Raw genomic sequence first — 19,180 nt, 5'->3', positions numbered from 1 at the left:
CAGTCGAACACAATCCGACACACCCGGGGTCTGCACCGTTCAACCCTCGAAGCGTCCTCGCCACCGCCCCACCGAGCCCTGCTCACACACATCAAGGATGATGACCATGCGCACTCGCAGAGCCGCACTCGCCGCCATAGCCGGAGCCGCCTCCCTCGCCCTGACCCTGTCCGCCTGTGGCCAGAGCGGAGAGGGCGGCAGCAAGGAGGAGGGCGGGGACACCAAGGGCGCCACCATCGGCATCGCGATGCCGACCAAGTCCTCCGAGCGCTGGATCGCCGACGGCAAGAACGTCGTCGCGGACCTGGAGTCGAAGGGCTACAAGACCAAGCTGGTCTACGGCGAGGACGACCCGGACCAGCAGGTCTCGCAGATCGAGAACTTGATCACGCAGGGCGTCAAGGCGCTGATCGTCGCGGCCATCGACAACAAGTCGATGAACAACGTGCTCCAGCAGGCCGCCGACGCCAAGATCCCGGTGATCTCCTACGACCGCCTCATCCTCGGCACCAAGAACGTCGACTACTACGCGTCGTTCGACAACGAGAAGGTCGGCGAGCTCCAGGGCAACTACATCGTCGAGAAGCTCGGCCTGAAGGACGGCTCGAAGAAGGGCCCGTTCAACGTCGAGCTGTTCGCCGGCTCCAACGACGACAACAACACCCGCTACTTCTTCGGCGGCGCGATGAAGGTCCTGCAGCCGTACATCGACAAGAAGCAGCTCGTCGTCCGCTCCAAGCAGACCGCCCTGAACCAGGTCACCACCCTGCGCTGGGACGGCGGCACCGCCCAGAAGCGCATGGACGACATCCTGACGTCGGCCTACAAGAGCGAGCGCGTCGACGCGGTCCTCTCGCCGTACGACGGCATCTCCATCGGCATCCTCTCCGCCCTGCGCTCGGACGACTACGGCTCCAAGACCAAGCCGTGGCCGATCGTCACCGGCCAGGACGCCGAGGTCGCCTCGGTGAAGTCGATCATCGCCGACGAGCAGTCGATGACCGTCTACAAGGACACCCGTGAGCTCGCCAAGGTCGCCTCGAACATGGTCGACGCGGCGCTCAACGGCAAGAAGCCCGAGACGAACGACACCAAGACGTACGACAACGGCGCCAAGGTCGTCCCGGCCTACCTGCTCACCCCGGTCAGTGTCGACAAGGCCAACTACAAGAAGGAGGTCGTCGACACCGGCTACATCAAGGAAAGCGACCTCAACTAACCGCCGGCACACTCTGATTGGAAGGCACGACCATGGCGGGACCCGTCCTGGAAATGCGCTCGATCGTCAAGACCTTTCCCGGCGTCAAGGCGCTGTCGGACGTCACGCTGACCGTCCAGCAGGGCGAGGTCCACGCCATCTGCGGGGAGAACGGCGCCGGTAAGTCGACCCTGATGAAGGTCCTCTCCGGCGTCCACCCGCACGGCACCTACGAAGGGGACATCCTCTTCGAGGGGGAAGTCTGCGAGTTCAAGGACATCCGGGCGAGCGAGCACCGCGGCATCGTCATCATCCACCAGGAACTGGCGCTGTCTCCGTACCTCTCCCTCGCGGAGAACATCTTCCTCGGCAACGAGCACGCCAAGGGCGGGTTCATCGACTGGAGGGAGACCCTGCGGCACGCCACCGAGCTGCTGCGCCGGGTCGGTCTCAGCGACCACCCGGACACCCGCGTCGCCGACATCGGTGTGGGCAAGCAGCAGCTGGTGGAGATCGCGAAGGCGCTGTCGAAGAAGGTGAAGCTGCTCATCCTGGATGAGCCGACCGCGGCCCTGAACGACGAGGACAGCGGCAAACTCCTGGATCTGATCCTGGAGTTGAAGAAGCAGGGCATCACCTCGATCATCATCTCCCACAAGCTCAACGAGATCCGCAAGGTCGCCGACTCGGTGACGATCATCCGCGACGGCCAGACCATCGAGACGCTCGATGTGAAGGCGCCGGAGACCACCGAGGACCGGATCATCAGCGGGATGGTCGGCCGGGACCTGGAGAACCGGTTCCCGGACCGCACCCCGCACGAGCCGGAGGAGGGCTCCGCCCCCGCGCTGGAGATCCGCAACTGGACCGTGCACCACCCGATCGACCAGCAGCGCAAGGTCGTCGACGACGTGTCCCTGTCCGTGCGGCGCGGCGAGATCGTCGGCATCGCGGGCCTGATGGGCGCCGGCCGCACCGAGCTCGCGATGAGCGTCTTCGGGCGGACCTACGGCCGCTACCACGGCGGCACGGTCCTCAAGGACGGCAAGGAGATCCGTACGAAGTCCGTCCCCGAGGCGGTCAGGAACGGCATCGCGTACGTCACCGAGGACCGCAAGCACTACGGCCTCAACCTCATCGACACCATCAACCGCAACATCTCGCTCAGCGCGCTGGGCAAGGTCGCCAAGGGCGGTGTGGTCGACGAGCACGAGGAGCGGCAGGTCGCCGAGGGCTTCCGCAAGTCCATGAACATCAAGGCGCCGACCGTCTTCGAGCCGGTGGGCAAGCTGTCCGGCGGCAACCAGCAGAAGGTCGTCCTCAGCAAGTGGATCTTCGCGGGTCCCGATGTGCTGATCCTGGACGAGCCGACGCGTGGCATCGACGTCGGTGCCAAGTACGAGATCTACACGGTCATCGACCAGCTGGCCGCCCAGGGCAAGGCGGTCGTCTTCATCTCCTCCGAGCTGCCGGAACTGCTCGGCATGTGTGACCGCATCTACACGATGGCCGCGGGGCGGCTGACCGGTGAGTTCTCGCGGGCCGAGGCCTCGCAGGAATCGCTGATGCGTCAGATGACAAAGGACAAAGAGGTATCCCGATGAGCACGGATGTGACCGCCAAGACCCCGGCCCCCGCGCCGCCGGGCAAGAGCGGAGGGGCCGCGGGTGACGGCCTGCTCCAGCTGGTGCTGGACGGCATGCGCCGCAACATGCGGCAGTACGGCATGCTGATCGCCCTCGGCCTGATCGTGGCGCTGTTCGCCGTGTGGACCGACGGTGACCTGCTGCTGCCGCGCAACGTCTCCAACCTGGTCCTGCAGAACAGCTACATCCTGATCCTCGCGATCGGCATGATGCTGGTCATCATCGCCGGCCACATCGACCTGTCGGTCGGCTCACTGACGGCGTTCGTCGGCGCCATGGCCGCCGTGTTCATGGTCAAGCACGACATGCCATGGCCGCTCGCCGTGCTGCTGTGCCTGGCCGTCGGCGCCCTCGCGGGTGCGGTCCAGGGCTTCTTCATCGCCTACGGCGGCATACCGTCGTTCATCGTGACCCTCGCGGGCATGCTGATCTTCCGTGGTCTCACGGAGATCTTCCTGGAGGGCCAGACCCTCGGCCCGTTCCCCGAGGGCCTGCAGAAGGTCGCCAACGGCTTCCTGCCCGAGGTCGGTCCGAACACGAACTACCACAACCTCACACTGCTGCTCGGCTTCGCGATGATCGCGGTCGTGGTCTTCCAGGAGTTCCGTGACCGCCGCCGCCAGCAGGAGTTCTCCCTCGACGTCCCGCCCTTCAACCTGTTCCTGCTGAAGCTGGTGGCACTGGGCGCCGCCATCCTCACCCTCACCATGCTGCTGGCCAGCTACAAGGGTGCCCCGATCGTGCTGCTCATCCTGGGCGTGCTGCTCGTCGGCTTCGGCTACGTGATGCGCAACGCGATCATCGGCCGCCACATCTACGCGATCGGCGGCAACCTGCCCGCGGCCAAGCTGTCGGGTGTGAAGGACAAGAAGGTCACCTTCCTGGTCTTCCTGAACATGGGCATGCTCGCGGCCCTGGCGGGTCTGGTCTTCGCCGCCCGCTTCAACGCGGCCTCTCCCAAGGCCGGCCTCAACTTCGAGCTGGAGGCCATCGCCGCCTCGTTCATCGGCGGCGCGTCGATGAGCGGCGGCGTCGGCACGGTCCTCGGCGCGATCATCGGTGGCCTGGTCCTGGGCGTGCTGAACAACGGCATGAACCTCGTCGGCATCGGCACCGACTGGCAGCAGGTCATCAAGGGCCTGGTGCTGCTGGCGGCGGTCGGGTTCGACGTCTGGAACAAGCGCAAGGTCGGTTCGTAAGTACAGCAGGAGGGCCCCGCCGGAAGGCGGGGCCCTGTTCTTTTCAGCGACGGAGGCAACACGCCGGTGAAGTCCCTCTTCGGCACCCTCGCCGACGGCACCACGGTCCACAGCTGGTCGCTGGCCAACGGCGGCACGCGGATGAAGGTCCTCTCCTACGGCGGCATCGTGCAGTCCCTGGAGGTCCCGGACCGGCGCGGCCGGTACGCCAACATCTCCCTGGGCTTCGACAACATCGAGGACTACGTCGCGGGGAGCCCGTACTTCGGCGCGCTGATCGGCCGGTACGGCAACCGTATCGACAAGGGCCGGTTCACTCTCGACGGCGACGCCCACCAGGTCGATGTCAACGACGGCGTGAACAGCCTGCACGGCGGCGCCAAGGGCTTCGACCAGCACGTGTGGGACGTCGAGCCGTTCGCCAAGGGCTCCGACGTCGGCCTGCACCTGCACCACACCTCCGTCGACGGCGAGATGGGCTACCCGGGCACGCTCAAGGTGAAGGTGACGTACACCCTCACCAAGCACGGCGACTGGCGGATCGACTACACGGCCACCACCGACAAGGCCACCGTCGTCAACCTCACCAGCCACGTCTACTGGAACCTCGCCGGCGAGGGCAGCGGCACGATCGAGAACCAAGAGCTGAAGATCGCCGCGTCCCGCTACACCCCCGTCGACGCGGGCCTCATCCCCACCGGTGAGCCGGCCCCCGTCGCGGACACCCCCTTCGACTTCAGCCGCACCAAGCGCATAGGCGAGGACCTCCGCGAAGCCCACCAGCAGCTGCTGTACGCCAAGGGCTTCGACCACAACTGGGTGCTCGACAAGGGCATCTCGCCGCGCCCCGAGTGGATCGCGACGCTGAAGGACCCGTCGTCCGGCCGCACCCTGCGCATGGCGACGACGGAGCCGGGTCTGCAGTTCTACTCCGGCAACTTCCTCGACGGCACGCTCGTCGGCTCGGGCGGCAACGTCTACCGGCAGGGCGACGCGCTCTGCCTGGAGACGCAGCACTTCCCGGACTCGCCGAACAAGCCGTCGTTCCCGTCGACGGTGCTGCGGCCCGGGCAGACGTACCGCTCGACGACGGTGCACTCGTTCACCTGCTGACGGATCTTCACAGGTGGCCCACAAGTTCTCACCGATTCCTCAGTGGTTGAACAGCGCCACCCCAGCCTCCGTATGTAAAGGCGGCCCGTGCTCCCCCGCGCGGGCCACCCAAACTCGGAGGTTCCATGGCCGACAACGTCACCTCGCTGTTCCGCAGCACGGCGGCACACAGCCCGTCGATGGCGGCGCTGACGCGTGAGGGCGGCGAGGGAGCCGGTCCGGTCGACTTCTGTATTCCCTGCAACCCGTACTTCCCGACGCCGGAGATGTTCCAGGACATGGGGGCCCGGCTGCGGGACATCATCACGTACTACCCGAGCAGCGCGGACACGATCACGGCCGAGCTGTGCAGCCTGCTCCAGCTCCCGCCGCAGTGCGTGGCCATGGGCAACGGCTCCACCGAGCTGATCACCTGGATCGACCATCTCCTGGTCCGTGAGTCCCTCGCCATCCCCGTCCCCACGTTCGGCCGCTGGACGGACCAGCCCATGGAGACCGGCAAGCGGGTCGACATGTTCCCGCTCCAGGAGTCCAGCGGTTTCGCTCTGGACCTGGCCCAGTACGCCGAGTTCATCCGCGCCCGGGGGACCCGGGTGGCCGTGATCTGCAACCCGAACAACCCCGACGGCGGCTACCTCCACAAGCACGCGCTCGTGCAGTTCATGGACGCGATGGCCGACCTGGACCTGGTCATCGTCGACGAGTCGTTCCTGGAGTTCGCGGACGCCGAGCAGGAGCCCTCGGTGGTGCAGGAGGCGATGCTGCGCCCGAACGTCATCGTCCTGCGCTCCCTCGGCAAGAACTTCGGTCTGCACGGCATCCGCTTCGGCTACCTCGTCGCCAACCCGGCCCTGGCCGGCATGGTCCGCTCGATGCTGCCGAAGTGGAACCTCAACGCGTTCGCCGAGCACGTGGTGTTCATGCTCAAGAACCACGGCGCCGAGTACGCGCAGAGCCTGCACCAGGTGCGCCGGGACCGTCTCGACATGGCCAGCCATCTGGCCCAGCTGCCCGGCCTGACGGTGTATCCGTCGCAGGGCAACTTCCTCTTCGTGCGCCTTCCCGTCGGCGCGGAAGGCACCGTGGTCCGCGACCGGCTGCTCACCGAGCACCGGATCCTGGTCCGCGAGTGCGGCAACAAGATCGGTTCGTCCAGCCGCTTCCTGCGACTCGTGGTGCGCCCCCAGGTGGACGTGCGTCGCCTGGTGTCCGGCCTGGAGCAGGTGCTCTACGGGTCCAGGAGGGGAGCCGCCGTGCCCGAGCTGGGTACAGGGACCAACTACAGCTCGGGTACGGCGGCCGTGGATCGGTTGGTCAGCTCCACCAACGGCTCCGGCATGCCGGGCCTGGCCGCGCAGGCCATGGGCACCGCGATGCCTGCGGCGGCTCAGCCGCAGCCGGCCGTCGCGCAGATGCCGACGCCTATGCCTACGCCTATGCCTACGCCGATGCCGACTCCCATGCCGACTCCCATGCCGGCGCCCATGCCGGCGCCCGCACCTGTCGCTCCGGCCCCGGCCCCGATGCCGGCCCCCGCGCCCGCCGCGCCCGCCCCCGCGCCGATGCCGTTCCCGTCGCCTGTGGCGCCCGCCGCTGCTGTGGCGCCCGCCGCTGCTGTGGTGCCACCCGGGCCCACGCCGCCCGGGGTGCCGGCCCGGGGTGGGCTCACGGCGGCGCAGGTGCGGGGTACTACGGGGCCGGCGCCCGGATTGTCGCCCGCGCCGGCGACCGGATGGCCCAACAGTCAGAGTTGGCCCAATGCGGCGGGGATGCAGACCGGGTAGCGCCTTTTCGCCGTAGGGGGCGGGTATTTGTGCGACTGATCGATCGTCGTGGCTTGTCGCGCAGTTCCCCGCGCCCCTAAAAGACAGGGCGTTGCCGTTACGCCGGGTTCAGGCGCCACTGTTGGCAGTTGTTGCCCAGCCAGGACCACTGGCGTACGTCCGTGCCGTCCGTCGTTCCGCAGTTGGCGACGTCGGCGACCTTGCCGGTGGCCTGGTTGGTGATGCGGACGTAACCACCGTCAGTGGCGATGAATCGGAACCGCTGGCAGGGGTTGTTCAGCCAGGACCACTGCCTCAGGTCGGCGCCGTCGGCGGAGGAGCAGTCCTGGGTGTCGAGGACCTTGCCGGTTGCGACGTTCACGAGTCGGTGGGTGTCGTCGCCCAGGTCCTCCAGGCGCCACTTCTGGTTGTTGCCGCCGCTGCATGCCCACTGCTGGACGTTGGCGCCGTCGGCGGTCGAACTCCCCGCCACGTCAAAGCACTTGCCACTGTTGCGGTTGGTGAGCGTGTAGGTGGTGGAGGCGGTGGAGGGCTCTCCGGAGGGGCCTGTCTGGGAGGCGCCGAGGCGGACCGGGGTGCCGAAGTTGGGGGTGCCGTCGGAGTTCCAGGTGAACTTCTGGGCCCGGGTCGTACGCCCGTTGTCGCAGCCCTCGCTCGCGCTGTCGTTGGCGTGGTAGACGATCCAGTTCTCCCGGCCGTCGGGCGAGGTGAAGAAGCCGTTGTGGCCGGGCCCGTAGACCCCGTTGGCGTCATTGCGCTGGAAGACGGGCGTGGACTTCTTGGTCCAGGAGGCGGCGGCCAGCGGGTCGGAGCCGGTGAGTTCGAGTTGGCCGAGCTTGTAGTCGGGGGTCCAGCAGCCGCTCGCGGAGTAGATGAGGAAGGTCCGGCCGCCGCGTTGCAGTATCTCCGCGCCCTCGTTGACCGTGCCGCCCTGCCGCTCCCAGTCGTACGTCGCCCTGGAGATCGTCGAGTAGGAACCGCTGACGGTGTACGGGTTGGACATCGGCGCGATGACGAGGTTCTGGGTGCCGCTGGTGATCGCGCTGCCGAGCATGTACAGCCGGCCGCCCACGTTCAGGACGCTCGGGTCCAGCATCCAGGCGGAGTTGAGCTGGCCCTTGTAGGTGTACGGCCCCATGGGGTCGGAGCCCGCGCTCTCCAGCACATGGCTGCGCTGGGTCGGGTTGTAGTCGGCGATGTTCTGCCCGGCGACGTAGTACAGGTACCAGCGGCCGTTGAGGGAGTGCAGCTCCGGCGCCCAGATGTTGCAGCAGCGCGAGGCGGCGTCGCCCTGCCACACCTGGATGCTGGGGGCGGTGGCCAGGCCGGCGAGGGTGGTGGACTTGCGGATGGTGATGACGTCGGTCCAGCTCGTCGTCACCAGGTAGTAGTTGCCGTCGTGGTACGAGATCCAGGGGTCGGCGCCCTTGACCGACTTGACGGGGTTGGCGAACGAGGCGGCGCTGGCGGAAGGCTGGCCGATCGAGAGGGCCAGCAGCAGGGCTGCCAGCAGGGTCAGTAGGCGACGGGCCATCCGGTGCTCCAGCTCAAGAGGTTGATGCCCAGCTTGGGCGTGCCGTTGTCGTTGCCGTCGTAGTAGTGGTAGACGATCAGGTCCCCGTCGGCGTCGTTCATGATCGACTGCCCGCCGGGGCCGATGACGCTGCCGTGCGACTCCAGGACCGGGGTGCCGCCGTTGTTCATCATCGAGACGCCGTTCTTGTCGGTGTACGGCCCGGTGATGCTGGTGGCGCGGCCGACCTTGACCTTGTAGGTCGAACTGGTCCCGGCGCAGCAGGTGTCGTAGGACGCGAAGAGGTAGTAGTAGCCGCCCCGCTTGACGATGAAGGGTGCCTCGACGGCCTTGGTCCCGGTGGGGCGGGAGGCGAGCGAGTAGCGGGTGGTGTTGGAGCTCAGCTGCTTCCCGGTGGACGGGTTGATCTGGATCATCTTGATCCCGGTCCACCAACTGCCGAACGACAGCCACCACTTGCCGTCGTCGTTCACGAAGAGGTTCGGGTCGATGGCGTTGTAGTCACTGGAGGAACCGGACGTGTAGACCGTGCCCTGGTCCGTCCAGCTGCCCGGCTGGCCGGTGGTGGAGGTGGCGAGACCGATGGCGGACGTGTTCGAGCCGAACTTCGAGACGGAGTAGTACATCAGGTACTTGCCGCCGTGGAACGAGATGTCCGGCGCCCAGGCCTCCGGCACGGAGGAGTAGTTCGACCACCAGCCGGGGCGGCTGGAGAAGGCGTCGGCGCCGTTCCTGAAGGCCGTGCGGTCACTGGAGGTCTTGTTGGCGATGCCCCCGCCGGTCGCGTAGAGCAGGTACTGCCCGGACGAGGTACGGATCATCGACGGGTCGTGGGTGCGGACGTCGCCGGTGACCCGGCCGGGGTTGGGGTACGCCGAGGCCGTGGACGGGATCAGGGCGAGCAGGGCGGCGGTGGGGAAGGCGATCAGGGCGGTTCGTTTGCGGAGGGTGCGGGGCGTGCGGGGCGTGCGGGAGGCGCGGGAGGTGCGCGAGGTGCGGGAGGTGGGGCTCATGCGGGTCCTCCTTGCGGTGGGGGGTGACAGGTCGGCAGATATCTGGCCGCATCTGACCGATATCTCGAACAGTGCTCGCAAGTTCGAACGGACCGTAGAATCGAACCTCTTGCGCGTCAATGGTCCGCGCAGGATCAGCCGTAAAGATCGACTTCTGCACGGACGGTCTTACCGGGCGACCCGTCCCGCTCCACCACCTCCCACCGGTCGGCCAGCGCCTCGACGAGAACGAGGCCGCGGCCGTGTTCGTCGAGGGGGTGTGGCGGCGTTACGTCGCCGGGTTTCGGGGGGTGGGACTCCGTACGGGTGTCACTGACCTCGATACGGATGCTGCCTGTCGGGAGGGACACCCTCAGCTCGAAGTCCCGGCCGGCGACCCGGCCGTGGGTGACCGCGTTGGCGGCCAGCTCGGCGACGATCACGGCGACGGCGTCGGAGGCGGTACTGCCGTGCGGGATGCCCCAGGCGTGCAGCTGGTTCAGAGCGAGGTGCCGGGCGAGGCGGGCGCCGCGGGGGGTGGCACTGAGTCGCTGGGTGAGCGGTACTGGCATGCGCTCAATCTGGCGACCCTGCCGGGCAGTTCACCAGGTCGACGCCGCGTACGGTGCGGGAGCGTACGCGGTTACCCGCTGGACAGTACGCGTGACTGACCGTGACCATGTGCTGCGGGAGGTGACCTGCCTTGGTCGAGTGTGGTGAGCCGGAGTCGTCGGACAGTCTGCGGACGTTCGGGGCGGTTGTACAGGCCCTGCGGGAGCATGCGGGGTTGAGCAGGGAGGAGTTCGGGGACCGGGTGGGGTTGTCGAAGCACACGGTGGCTTCGCTGGAGTTGGGGCGGCGGATGCCGGATCCGACGTTTCCGGAGCGGTCGGAGCCGGTGCTGGGGAACACCGGGGCGCTGACGAAGGCGGCGCAGCATTTGGCTCGGCAGCCGGGGTTGGCGGCGTGGTTTCGGCGGTGGGCTCAGCTGGAGACCACGGCGATCACGCTGTACACGTATGAATGCCGGTTGATTCCGGGGCTGTTGCAGACCGAGGCGTACGCGCGGACTCTGTTCACGAACCAGCTGCCGCCGCTGAGCGACGAGCAGATCGAGGCGCAGTGGGTAGCGCGGGCGGAACGCCAGCGGTTGCTGCGGGAGCGGCCGAACACGGCCTTCGCCTTCATCCTGGAGGAGCATCTGTTTCGACGGCACACGGGCGGGATGGAGGTCACGCGTGGGCTCATCGACCATGTGCTGGAGATCGCTCAACTGCGGAACGTGGAGCTTCAGATCATGCCGACGGAGCAGGAAACACACGCGGGGCTGGACGGCCCCATGCGCCTGCTGGAGACGCCGGAGAACAAGTGGTTCGCCTACTGCGAAGGGCAGGAAAGCGGCCAGTTCATCGCTGACTCGAAGGTGGTCAGCATGCTCCAGATGCGGTATGCCAGGATGCGCTCACAGGCTCTCACTCTCAAAGACTCCATGAGCCTGTTGCAGCGGATGCGAGGAGACCTATGAGCACCGGCGAACTGGCCTGGTTCAAGAGCAGTTACAGCGGCGGGTCCGGCGACGACTGCGTCGAAGTGGCCCTCGCCTGGCACAAGTCCAGCTACAGCAGCGGCAGCCAGGGCGACTGCGTCGAGGTCGCCACCTGCCCCCACACCATCCACGTCCGGGACTCCAAGGCCCCGGAGAAGCGTCAGCTGGCGGTTTCGCCGGAGTCCTGGAGGGAGTTCGTCTCGTTCACCTCCGGCACGGCGAGGTGATTGATGACGTGGGCGCCGAGCATGTCGGCGCCCACAATGCTGGGATGTGACCCAGCAGTGCCCTGAATATGGACCTGACCCAGTCCTGGGAGGTCCCGCAGGTCCGTCAGATCGAGGGGCGCTACAACATCCGTGGCAAGGTCAAGTGTCAGTGTTTCCACACTCGGGAAGACGAGACACACCGCCGCCAGGGGACTGTAGTCCCGCATCCTGGTGAGCTGCAGACTTCGGACAGCAGGCAGCGGCGCAAGCTCGGTCAGGAGGTCGAGCGATTCCACCGCCAGTTCCAGACTCGCCAACCGCGGCGCCAGGGCAGCGGCTCGCAGTATCGTCCGCGTGACTTCGGCGTCACCGGAGAAGGACAGGCTCTCAAGGCTCGTCCAGCCGTCGAGGAGCTCGGACCACTCGTCGTTCTCGGATTCGAGTGCCGTGCACGCAATCACCTTCAGCCCTTGCAAATGCTTCCGCCTGCGTAGAAAGTCCAGGCGGGTCAGGGTCTTGTTGCGCGTCAAGGCGATCTTCACGACGTTCCGCGTCGGCAGACAAGCGTCCAGTTCCTCCGCGCGGTACGACCCCGCCACCGTGATGTCGCGGATCGAGTCGAGGTACGGCAGCTGAGCCAACTGCGAGCTGTTCAGCACGAACAGGCGTTCAATGCACGCCCCGGCCAGTACCTCTCGGGCGTACTGCTCCGCAGGTTGATCAACCCACCCGAGGGCAACCTCGAACTTGAGGCTGGGCAGGGGACTCAGCGCGAACAGCTTCAGCTTCCTTCGTGCCTCCTCCGTGCGGATCCTCGTAAGGGCATTGATGGTTCCCATGGCCCCGGAGACGTTGTCCCCTTCCGGCCCCGGCAGCAGTTCCACGACCCAGTCACCCAGGCTCGCGACGTCACGGGACTCCGAAAAACTCACCGGCGGCATCAGAGCCCGCACCCGCCCCCGCACGACCTCCATCAGCGCCGCGTCCAGCGACAGCAGGCTGCTGGCACACTGCGCCGCCAGCACATGCAGGTACCACTTCTCCTCACGCCCCTCCACGACGTCTCCGAACATCACCAGCTTCTCGATGAGCACCTGCGCATCCGTCCGCGTCGCGTGACCGACGGCCAGTACGATCACGTCCCGCCAGGTTTCCTCGCCCGCGTGGTTGAGGAGTTCCAGAACGTACCCGCTCTCGTGGAACTCCTTCGCCGCGAGGAAGTCCTGGAACGTCCGGTGGATGAACTGGATCGCGTCGTCCGTCCGTTCCTGAAGCAGTCCGCTGCGTTCGATGAGGTAGCGCAGGGCCCGGTCGGGTGTGGTCTGGGCCCGGATCTGCGGCATGTCACGTGTCGCGAGGTCGAGTTGCTGGGCCGCCTGCGCGTGGGTCATCTGCTGCTGTTCGGTCCGTACGAGCCAAATGGCCAGCCGTTGGAGCAGCACGTGCTGTTCGTCCGAGTCGAGGCTGATGTCGTCGGGGCGGGAGACGCCGCGCGCCGCGTCACGGCCACCGAGGAGCATGGCGAGGGCGGCTCGGTACAGGGACCAGCGGGTCGTGGGGAGGAGGCCACGGCGGCGGCGGTGCAGGGCACAGATGACGGCGCACAGGAGTGGGGTGCGGGCGAGGTCGCGGAGGGCTGTGTTCTGCTCCAGCTGGTGGGCGAGGTCGTGCTCCAGGGAGGAGAGGAGGTCTTTCTCGTCGCCGCAGCGGCGGACATCGTAGACGTACTCGGATTCGAGGCGGGCGGCGTTGTGCCAGGCGGAGACGAAGGCCTGGACGTCCTCGTCGCTCATGGGCAACAGCGTCAGTTCGGTGAAGCCCTCGGCGCGGAGCCAGTCCTTCTCCACCGCGTCCGGGCGGACGGTGGCCAGGCAGCGGGTGTCCGGATACCGGGCGAGGAGGCGGGAGAGCCAGTCGCGTGCCTTTTCCCGCTCCCCCGGCGGGACTTCGTCCAGACCGTCCACCAGGAGCAGCGCTCGGCCGGCCTCCAGGACGCGGCCGGCCCAGCCAGGCGGGGCGTCGTCATCGACGACCCGTCCGGCCGAGAGCAGCTCCGACACGGCCGGGAAGCGTCCGCCCCGCGCGTACACCTCACGCATCGGGATGATGAAGGGCACCAAGCCGTTCAGCTTCCAGAGCTCTTTGTCGAGGGTGCCGTTCGCCGCGTGGGCGGCGAGCCACCACACCAGGGTGGTCTTGCCGGCGCCGGCCTGGCCGCGCAGCAGGGCGCGGGGGCGTGTGACGAGCAGGCTGTCGATCCGCTGCGCCGAGTACCTGGCTTCCTTCCGGTCGCCCGGCGCGGCCGTGGCCTCGGCCTCCAGGCTCAAGTAGGCGGTGTCGAGGTCCCAGCGGGACTCGGTGCGGCCGAGTTCCTCGATGCCGAAGATCTCCGTCTTGCGGTACTGCGTGGCCAGGTCCTTGGCGTACCGGACCTCGAACAGTTCGTCCCGCGGGTGGACATCGGTGACGGTCTCGGCCTTGAACCCCCATCGGAACGACCGCGCCTCGGCCAGCACCGTGGTGATGGGGACCGCTTCGATCCTGAGGTGGGAGCGGCCCCGGGGCACCTGACGCACGACCCCGAGGAGCACCGCTCCGGCGAAGACGGGAGCTCCTGACAGCCCTGCCAACGGTGAGGCCCCGCTGCCCCGTTCCTCCGCGCCGGACACGTCGAGTTCGCAGACGAGGAGGTCCCTCATGCGTCCGGCCAGGGGTAATACGGTCGCGCGGAACTGGTCGTACTCAAGGTCCTCGGCCGGCTCGCCGTAGCGCTGGATCTCGGGGAATCCCACGATCTGGCAGTGCGGCAGCGGAGCACCGGTGCCGACGCCGCCCACTCGGATCTGCCCCAGGGGGCCGGACAGTTCGGGATCGATCACTTCCGAGTCCGCGAGAAGCACAGCGGCGTCGAGGGTCTCGTCGGCCCATGTGACGAAGCAGGGGACGGGATGCCGTTTCGACGGGTGGATCACCTCGACGTGCTCCCCGGCGCCCACGACGTGCTGCGCGGTGAGCACCAGGTTGGGGGCCAGCAGCACTCCGCTGCCCTGCCCCTCGCCGAAGACCGCTACGACCCGTTCCGAAACACTGCCCGCGATCACCGCTCGGCGCCGTCCCGGCCGAACCGCGCCACGCTCCCCCGGCTCTCGTTCCGCACCTTCCACGGCTGCCCGGTCACGGCGTCGACGGCCTTGAGCGTGACCGTGACCCGATGAGTACGCGTGGTGCCGCCACCCGCGTTTGCACCGGCCTCGACCACCCACGCCTTGACCTTCACCCCGCCCTTGACCTCCTTGCGCAGCTCGACGCCGAACTCCAGCTCGATGTCGCCCACTTCGAAGATCACGTCCTGCCCGGACGAACGGGCCGCGGCGGTGATCAGTTCGTCCCGTACCGCCTGTACGGCGTCGGCCAGTTCGATCCGGTTGTCGTCGGTCATGCACCCAACGCTAGAGAGACCTTGGCCTCCACCGCCATCGGTTCACGCCAAGGGCCCCGGAATCAAATGATCCAGGGCCCGTCGCAATCGTTTCGTCAGTGAGCGGCAGCGTGCGCGTTCACGCCCAGCGCGACGCCCTCCGGCGAGACCGCCGCGAAGACGTCGGCGCAGGCGACGGCGGACACGGTGTCGGTGAGACCGGCGACGCTGCCGGAGAGGGAGCCCGCGAGACCGAGGGCGGCGGCGCCACCCGCCTGACCACCGGAGATGTTGTCCAGAACGGTGTCGGCGATCTCAGCCGTCTCAACCTGAGAGGTGTAGCTCATAGCCTGCGGTTCCCTTCGCGTGAACGTACTGCGATAACGGCGGGGCTGCCCGATTCCCGGGCCCGGAATTCATTCCGACGCCTCCGGCCATGCGCAGGATCAAAGCACCCAGCAGAAGAGACCGCCAGCCGCATCGGTGCGACGCACGCCCCATTCCGGCGACCGGCTTCACCATTATGACCGCCGGGTCACCGAATACGTCGACTTCTTCACGGGACCTGTCGCTTTACCGCGTACATGGCTGTTGCGACCCGAGTTCCAAGGCGGACACTTCGGCGACAAGACGGCGCGTGGCGACCGGGGGCCTGTGAACGACAGGCCCCGCATGAACACCTGGTGCGCTGGTGTGGACGTTTGCCGGAGGTTCGGGCCGGTCACGCCGAACGCCGCACCGGAGGGGCTGAATCACCGTCCAGCAGCGACATCCCCAACGGTGTCACCGTATGCAGTACGGCCTTCCCCGCCTTGCAGGTGCTGACCAGCCCCGCCCGCCGCAGAATGCCGACGTGATGGCTGGCCGTGGCCGGGGAGACCCCGGTGTCGTGGGCGAGTTCCGTGGTCGTCACCCCGTGGTCGGCGACCGTTTCGAGGATCCCGGCGCGGGTGCGGCCGAGGAGGGCGTTCAGGGAACGGAGCCCGCCAGTGCTCCCGCCCACGCCGCCGCTCAGTACCGTCTCGTGGGTCATCGGGTAGACCACGACGCACGGCAGGGCGGGATCCTTCAGCAGGGTCGGCTTGCGCCAGCAGAAGTAGGAGGGGAGGACCAGCAAGCCCCGCCCGTCGAGCCGGACGTCACGGTCCGTCGCGCCCAGCCCCGTCACCTCAAGGACCGGTCGCCGCCAGACGAGGCCGGGATGGAGGGCGCCGAGCAGGGCGCCGAGGTCGCCGTCGGCCAAGTGCCGACCGTGGGCGGCCCGTTCGGCGTCGAAGCGGGCACGGACAGGGCCCCACCAGGGCGCCAGCGCGGTCGCGAAGTACGCCCGGAACGCGCGCGCGAGATGGACGACGGCCGCCTTGTCACCGTCGGCGAGCGGCCTCGCCCAGGAGGGCAGTCGCCGTCCGGCACGGGACAGTTCGACCATGTCGCCCCGGAGCCGCTGCGTCGGCGTCGACAGCAGGGCGCCGAGCCCGGCGTCCAGGCCGCCCGCGCCGGCGGCCGGGGTGAGGAAGTCCGCCGAGTAGCCGACGGGTGGGGCGAGACGGAGCAACGGGCGTACCGCCGTGGGAAGTTCGCGGCGCACTCTGCTCCGCCAGCCGCCGAAGACGGCGGAACCGGTGTTGGTCTGGAGCATGTGCATGCTGAGCAGCGCCTCCCACATGGGGTCGGGAGCCTGGGCCAGCCTGATGCCCGCGAGATCGTCGTCGGTTAAGTGAATGCGTACCACCATGTGAGCCATCCCCGTTCGGCACATCGTGCGTGCCCTCACATGGTCCGAGGATCTTCGGCTCTTGCCATCCTCAGATGTCATGGGGCTGTCCCCCTCCGGGCAGAGGGGGACAGCCCAAGTAGCCGTAGACCTGTCAGCAGGGCTCGACGGAACTCACCTGGTCACGCACCGGCGACGCGAGGTCGAGCGCCTGCCCGTCCAGGATCACCTGGATCTCGTTCTCGTAGTTGGCGTCCCGGTACAGGCACCAGTCGTCGCCGGAGATGTTCTTCACCGACCACACGTGGTCGTTGAGGCCGCCCGGCAGCTGGCCCAGGTTGGAGGCGCCGTCTGACAGCGAGTAGTGCGCGCCGCCGCCCTGGCCGTCGTGGTAGATGCAGAACTCGGACGGGTCGCAGGGCCAGGTGGCCGGATCGCCGGCCGCCTGCGCGGACGTGGGGATCGCCAGCATGGCGGCGCTGCCGACGAGGGCGGCCAGGCCGAGGGAGAGACGGTGCTTGCGGACGGAACGGATGGACATGAGGTCTTCCTTTCCCCGTGGTCTTGCGTACGACGTCCAGCCTGCGGTCCGGCCCCCCGCCCCCGCACCCGCCTTCGATCTGGATCGAATCGAACTCGCATGGCGGGGTCGAGGAACATCTGCGCCGACCCTTCACCTGCCGGTGAGACGCCAGAGTGAGGTGACTTCCGCGGCGCGGGCGGCGTGGAGGGGATCGGCGGTGTCCCTCGCTCGTGGGTGCCGCGGCCTGGTGTCGGTTCTGTCCACCACACGCAGGCCCGCCGCTTCGATGTCGGCCAGCAGTTCGCCGCGGGTCCTGAGGCCGAGGTGCTCGGCCAGGTCCGACAGGATGAGCCATCCCTCACCTCCTGGTTGGAGATGGGCGGTAAGCCCCTCCAGGAAGGCGCGGAGCATGCTGCCGCCCGAGTCGTAGACGCCCTGCTCCACGGCGGAGGTGGGGCGGGCCGGGATCCAGGGCGGGTTGCAGACGACGAGGTCCGCGCGCCCGTCCGGAAAGAGGCAGGGGCCGACGATGTCGATGCGCCCGGTGAGGTGCAGTCGGCGGACGTTGTCGCTCGCGCAGGCCAGGGCACGGGGACTGATGTCGGTGGCCACGATGTGGTCGATCCCCCGGCGGGCCAGGACGGCTGCGAGCACCCCCGTCCCGGTTCCGAGGTCGAACGCGGTGCGGCGGCCCGCGCGCCGGTCAGCGGGCGTGGGCAGTGGTGCCCGTGCGACGAGGTCGACGTATTCGCCCCTGACCGGGGAGAACACGCCGTAGTGCGGGTGAAGGCGAGCGGCGAGGGCCGGTACCGCCACGCCCTTCGTACGCCACTGGTGCGCTCCGGTCACGCCGAGCAGTTCCGTGAGCGAGACAGCCATCGCCTGGGACGGCGGACCGTATGCCTCGCTGCACGCCTGGCGCACGTCGGGGGCTCTGCGCAGGTTCAGACGGTAGTCGTCCTCCAGCAGAACGAGGAGCCTGCCCAGCACGCGGGCCCGGTGGTTGCGGGCCCGGCGATGCAGGCGGAAGGCCTCCGCCGGGCTGGCTGCCGGCCCGGCAGGCTTCCGGTTCCGGTTCCGGTTCCGGTTCCGGTCGATGCGGCGGCCCATCGCCTGGAGGAGTTGACGTGCGTTGTGGAAGTCGCCCCGCCACAGCAAGGCGGTGCCTTCGCAGGCCAGTCGGTAGGCAGTGTCGGCCGGCATGCGGTCGTCGGCGCCGATGACCCGACGGGGAGGGGCTGTGGCGTTCTCGGAATGCCAGTGGGCGGAACGGGGGGTGTTCTTCTCGGTCCAGTGGATGGTGGGCACCGGGGTACTCCTCGTGATCGAAATGATCGAACGTGCGGGGCACGAAGAGCACTTCGACGAGGAGCAGGGCAAACGGCCCGTGCTGCGGCACGGGCACGTGTGTCAGGGCAGGTGGGGCTACCGCTCCCGCGTCGAAGCGCGCGAGGAGAGGTCGCCGAGGACCATGCCGAGAACCATGCCGCGGGTCATGACCAGCCTTTCAGACAGATGACGTCAACAGGGTCGCACAGCTGCGTACTTGTGGGTGCCGGTGTCGGTGTCGGTGTCGGTGCCAATGCCGGTGTCAGCCGGACATACCCCCGGCGAACGGCATCGTCTCTGGTGAACGGACTCCGCCCGCACGCTCCTGGCCGCCGACCGGGGGATCGGTCATTCTTCTCTGCCGGGCCGAGCCGTGTTCTGGAGGAGATCGGCAGCGGAATCGATCGCCTCCGCAAGAGTGACCGCGTTCCTCACTCCACCCCCCGACGCGGTGTCCTCGACTCGGTAGGACCCTCCGGTGACCGGACAGATCTGGATCTCCCGCGCCCCCTGTCGCCCCAACTCTGTGGAAAGCCGCAGCATCCCGTGGCTGAGATAGGGGTAGAGCCCACGGAGGCGGCCGTCCCTATGGGCCGCCTCCACCAGAGGCCTTCGCCTTCGTAGACCTCCGCAGTCCGCAGCCATTCCCACTGAGCCGCGTTCGGATCACCGCTCTCATGCGCTCGGGCGAGTCGGCCGAGGCGCATGAACGGAAAGGTCCCGGCGAACTCGTCCACGGGCATTCCGCTCCGCCAGGCCGCCACCGCGCCGACCAGCTCCCGCAGATCGTCCGTCATTCCGTCCGCCCACGTGAATCCGCGCCCGCGAATGTCGAGGGAGAACATCCGCTCGTGCTCCCCGAGCAGCATGGACATCCTGCCGCGCTCGGTTTCGACGACGGCACTCTTGTAATGCCCCGGCCCCGATGCGTGACCGCCCCTTTCGATCAGGTCCAGGTACAGAGTGGAGTCCAGG

At 68.0% G+C, this 19,180-nt stretch carries 16 protein-coding genes and 1 pseudogene; 7 read left to right on the top strand and 10 right to left on the bottom strand.

What is annotated here, in order from left to right:
• Window positions 1-106 precede the first annotated feature (106 nt).
• The 5 genes and pseudogenes from chvE (at window position 107) to AQJ67_RS39180 (ending at window position 6,940) form a co-directional block, all read left to right on the top strand.
• Window positions 107-1,219 carry a multiple monosaccharide ABC transporter substrate-binding protein gene (gene chvE / locus AQJ67_RS39200; protein ID WP_425264219.1) on the top strand — a complete coding sequence of 371 codons (1,113 nt, stop codon included), beginning with the start codon at window positions 107-109 and terminating at the stop codon, window positions 1,217-1,219.
• Window positions 1,220-1,251: 32 nt separating this feature from the next.
• Window positions 1,252-2,802 carry a multiple monosaccharide ABC transporter ATP-binding protein gene (gene mmsA / locus AQJ67_RS39195; protein ID WP_062724268.1) on the top strand — a complete coding sequence of 517 codons (1,551 nt, stop codon included), beginning with the start codon at window positions 1,252-1,254 and terminating at the stop codon, window positions 2,800-2,802.
• Window positions 2,799-4,043 (top strand): multiple monosaccharide ABC transporter permease, encoded by a 1,245-nt coding sequence (gene mmsB, locus AQJ67_RS39190; protein WP_062724267.1) that lies wholly within the window; start codon window positions 2,799-2,801, stop codon window positions 4,041-4,043. Before mmsA ends, mmsB begins: the two co-directional genes overlap by 4 nt.
• 51 nt (window positions 4,044-4,094) lie before the next feature.
• Window positions 4,095-5,156 (top strand): annotated as a pseudogene (locus tag AQJ67_RS39185) (aldose epimerase family protein); the annotation flags it as partial.
• A gap of 125 nt (window positions 5,157-5,281) precedes the next feature.
• Window positions 5,282-6,940 carry a pyridoxal phosphate-dependent aminotransferase gene (locus tag AQJ67_RS39180; protein ID WP_062724265.1) on the top strand — a complete coding sequence of 553 codons (1,659 nt, stop codon included), beginning with the start codon at window positions 5,282-5,284 and terminating at the stop codon, window positions 6,938-6,940.
• A gap of 97 nt (window positions 6,941-7,037) precedes the next feature.
• Here the strand turns inward: AQJ67_RS39180 and AQJ67_RS39175 are convergent, their stop codons facing one another.
• The 3 genes from AQJ67_RS39175 to AQJ67_RS39165 all read right to left on the bottom strand — a co-directional run bounded on the left by AQJ67_RS39175 (window position 7,038) and on the right by AQJ67_RS39165 (window position 10,038).
• A complete protein-coding gene (locus AQJ67_RS39175; protein ID WP_062724264.1) occupies window positions 7,038-8,474 on the bottom strand; it encodes a family 43 glycosylhydrolase in 1,437 nt (478 codons plus the stop codon).
• The gene (locus tag AQJ67_RS39170; protein ID WP_244190748.1) at window positions 8,456-9,487 is read right to left on the bottom strand and encodes an arabinan endo-1,5-alpha-L-arabinosidase; all 1,032 of its coding nucleotides are present in this window, start codon (window positions 9,485-9,487) and stop codon (window positions 8,456-8,458) included. The genes AQJ67_RS39175 and AQJ67_RS39170 overlap by 19 nt, the downstream gene beginning before the upstream one ends.
• A 134-nt stretch (window positions 9,488-9,621) precedes the next feature.
• Entirely contained in the window at window positions 9,622-10,038 is a 417-nt protein-coding gene (locus AQJ67_RS39165) for an ATP-binding protein (protein ID WP_062724263.1), read from the bottom strand.
• 131 nt (window positions 10,039-10,169) lie between these two features.
• Here AQJ67_RS39165 and AQJ67_RS39160 point away from each other — a divergent pair, with 131 nt between their 5' ends.
• Complete coding sequence (locus AQJ67_RS39160) at window positions 10,170-10,991, top strand: helix-turn-helix domain-containing protein (protein WP_062724262.1); 822 nt, start codon at window positions 10,170-10,172, stop codon at window positions 10,989-10,991.
• Window positions 10,988-11,239 (top strand): DUF397 domain-containing protein, encoded by a 252-nt coding sequence (locus AQJ67_RS39155; protein WP_062724261.1) that lies wholly within the window; start codon window positions 10,988-10,990, stop codon window positions 11,237-11,239. Before AQJ67_RS39160 ends, AQJ67_RS39155 begins: the two co-directional genes overlap by 4 nt.
• On the opposite strand, the gene AQJ67_RS39150 is transcribed toward AQJ67_RS39155, so the two are convergent.
• From AQJ67_RS39150 to AQJ67_RS50860, 7 genes are all read right to left on the bottom strand, one after another.
• On the bottom strand, window positions 11,173-14,322 hold the full coding sequence (locus tag AQJ67_RS39150; protein WP_062724260.1) for an NACHT domain-containing protein: 3,150 nt from the start codon (window positions 14,320-14,322) through the stop codon (window positions 11,173-11,175). The two genes, AQJ67_RS39155 and AQJ67_RS39150, sit on opposite strands and share 67 nt — an antisense overlap.
• Window positions 14,319-14,660 carry a trypco2 family protein gene (locus AQJ67_RS39145; protein ID WP_062724259.1) on the bottom strand — a complete coding sequence of 114 codons (342 nt, stop codon included), beginning with the start codon at window positions 14,658-14,660 and terminating at the stop codon, window positions 14,319-14,321. Before AQJ67_RS39145 ends, AQJ67_RS39150 begins: the two co-directional genes overlap by 4 nt.
• Before the next feature lie 95 nt (window positions 14,661-14,755).
• Window positions 14,756-14,986, bottom strand: a complete 231-nt coding sequence (locus AQJ67_RS39140; RefSeq protein WP_062724258.1) for a hypothetical protein — start codon at window positions 14,984-14,986, stop codon at window positions 14,756-14,758.
• 374 nt (window positions 14,987-15,360) lie between these two features.
• Window positions 15,361-16,374: a winged helix-turn-helix domain-containing protein gene (locus AQJ67_RS39135; RefSeq protein ID WP_062724257.1), complete on the bottom strand. Its 1,014-nt coding sequence runs from the start codon at window positions 16,372-16,374 to the stop codon at window positions 15,361-15,363.
• A gap of 133 nt (window positions 16,375-16,507) precedes the next feature.
• Window positions 16,508-16,894 (bottom strand): peptidase inhibitor family I36 protein, encoded by a 387-nt coding sequence (locus tag AQJ67_RS39130; protein ID WP_062724256.1) that lies wholly within the window; start codon window positions 16,892-16,894, stop codon window positions 16,508-16,510.
• A gap of 132 nt (window positions 16,895-17,026) precedes the next feature.
• A complete protein-coding gene (locus AQJ67_RS39125) occupies window positions 17,027-18,184 on the bottom strand; it encodes a methyltransferase (RefSeq protein WP_062724255.1) in 1,158 nt (385 codons plus the stop codon).
• Between the two features lie 369 nt (window positions 18,185-18,553).
• A complete protein-coding gene (locus AQJ67_RS50860) occupies window positions 18,554-18,850 on the bottom strand; it encodes a DUF6193 family natural product biosynthesis protein (RefSeq protein ID WP_425264218.1) in 297 nt (98 codons plus the stop codon).
• Window positions 18,851-19,180: the final 330 nt, after the last annotated feature.

This window comes from Streptomyces caeruleatus, assembly GCF_001514235.1.
GTDB lineage: Bacteria > Actinomycetota > Actinomycetes > Streptomycetales > Streptomycetaceae > Streptomyces > Streptomyces caeruleatus.
Note: the sequence above shows the minus strand (reverse complement) of the source record. Positions and strands in the feature narration are given on the sequence as shown.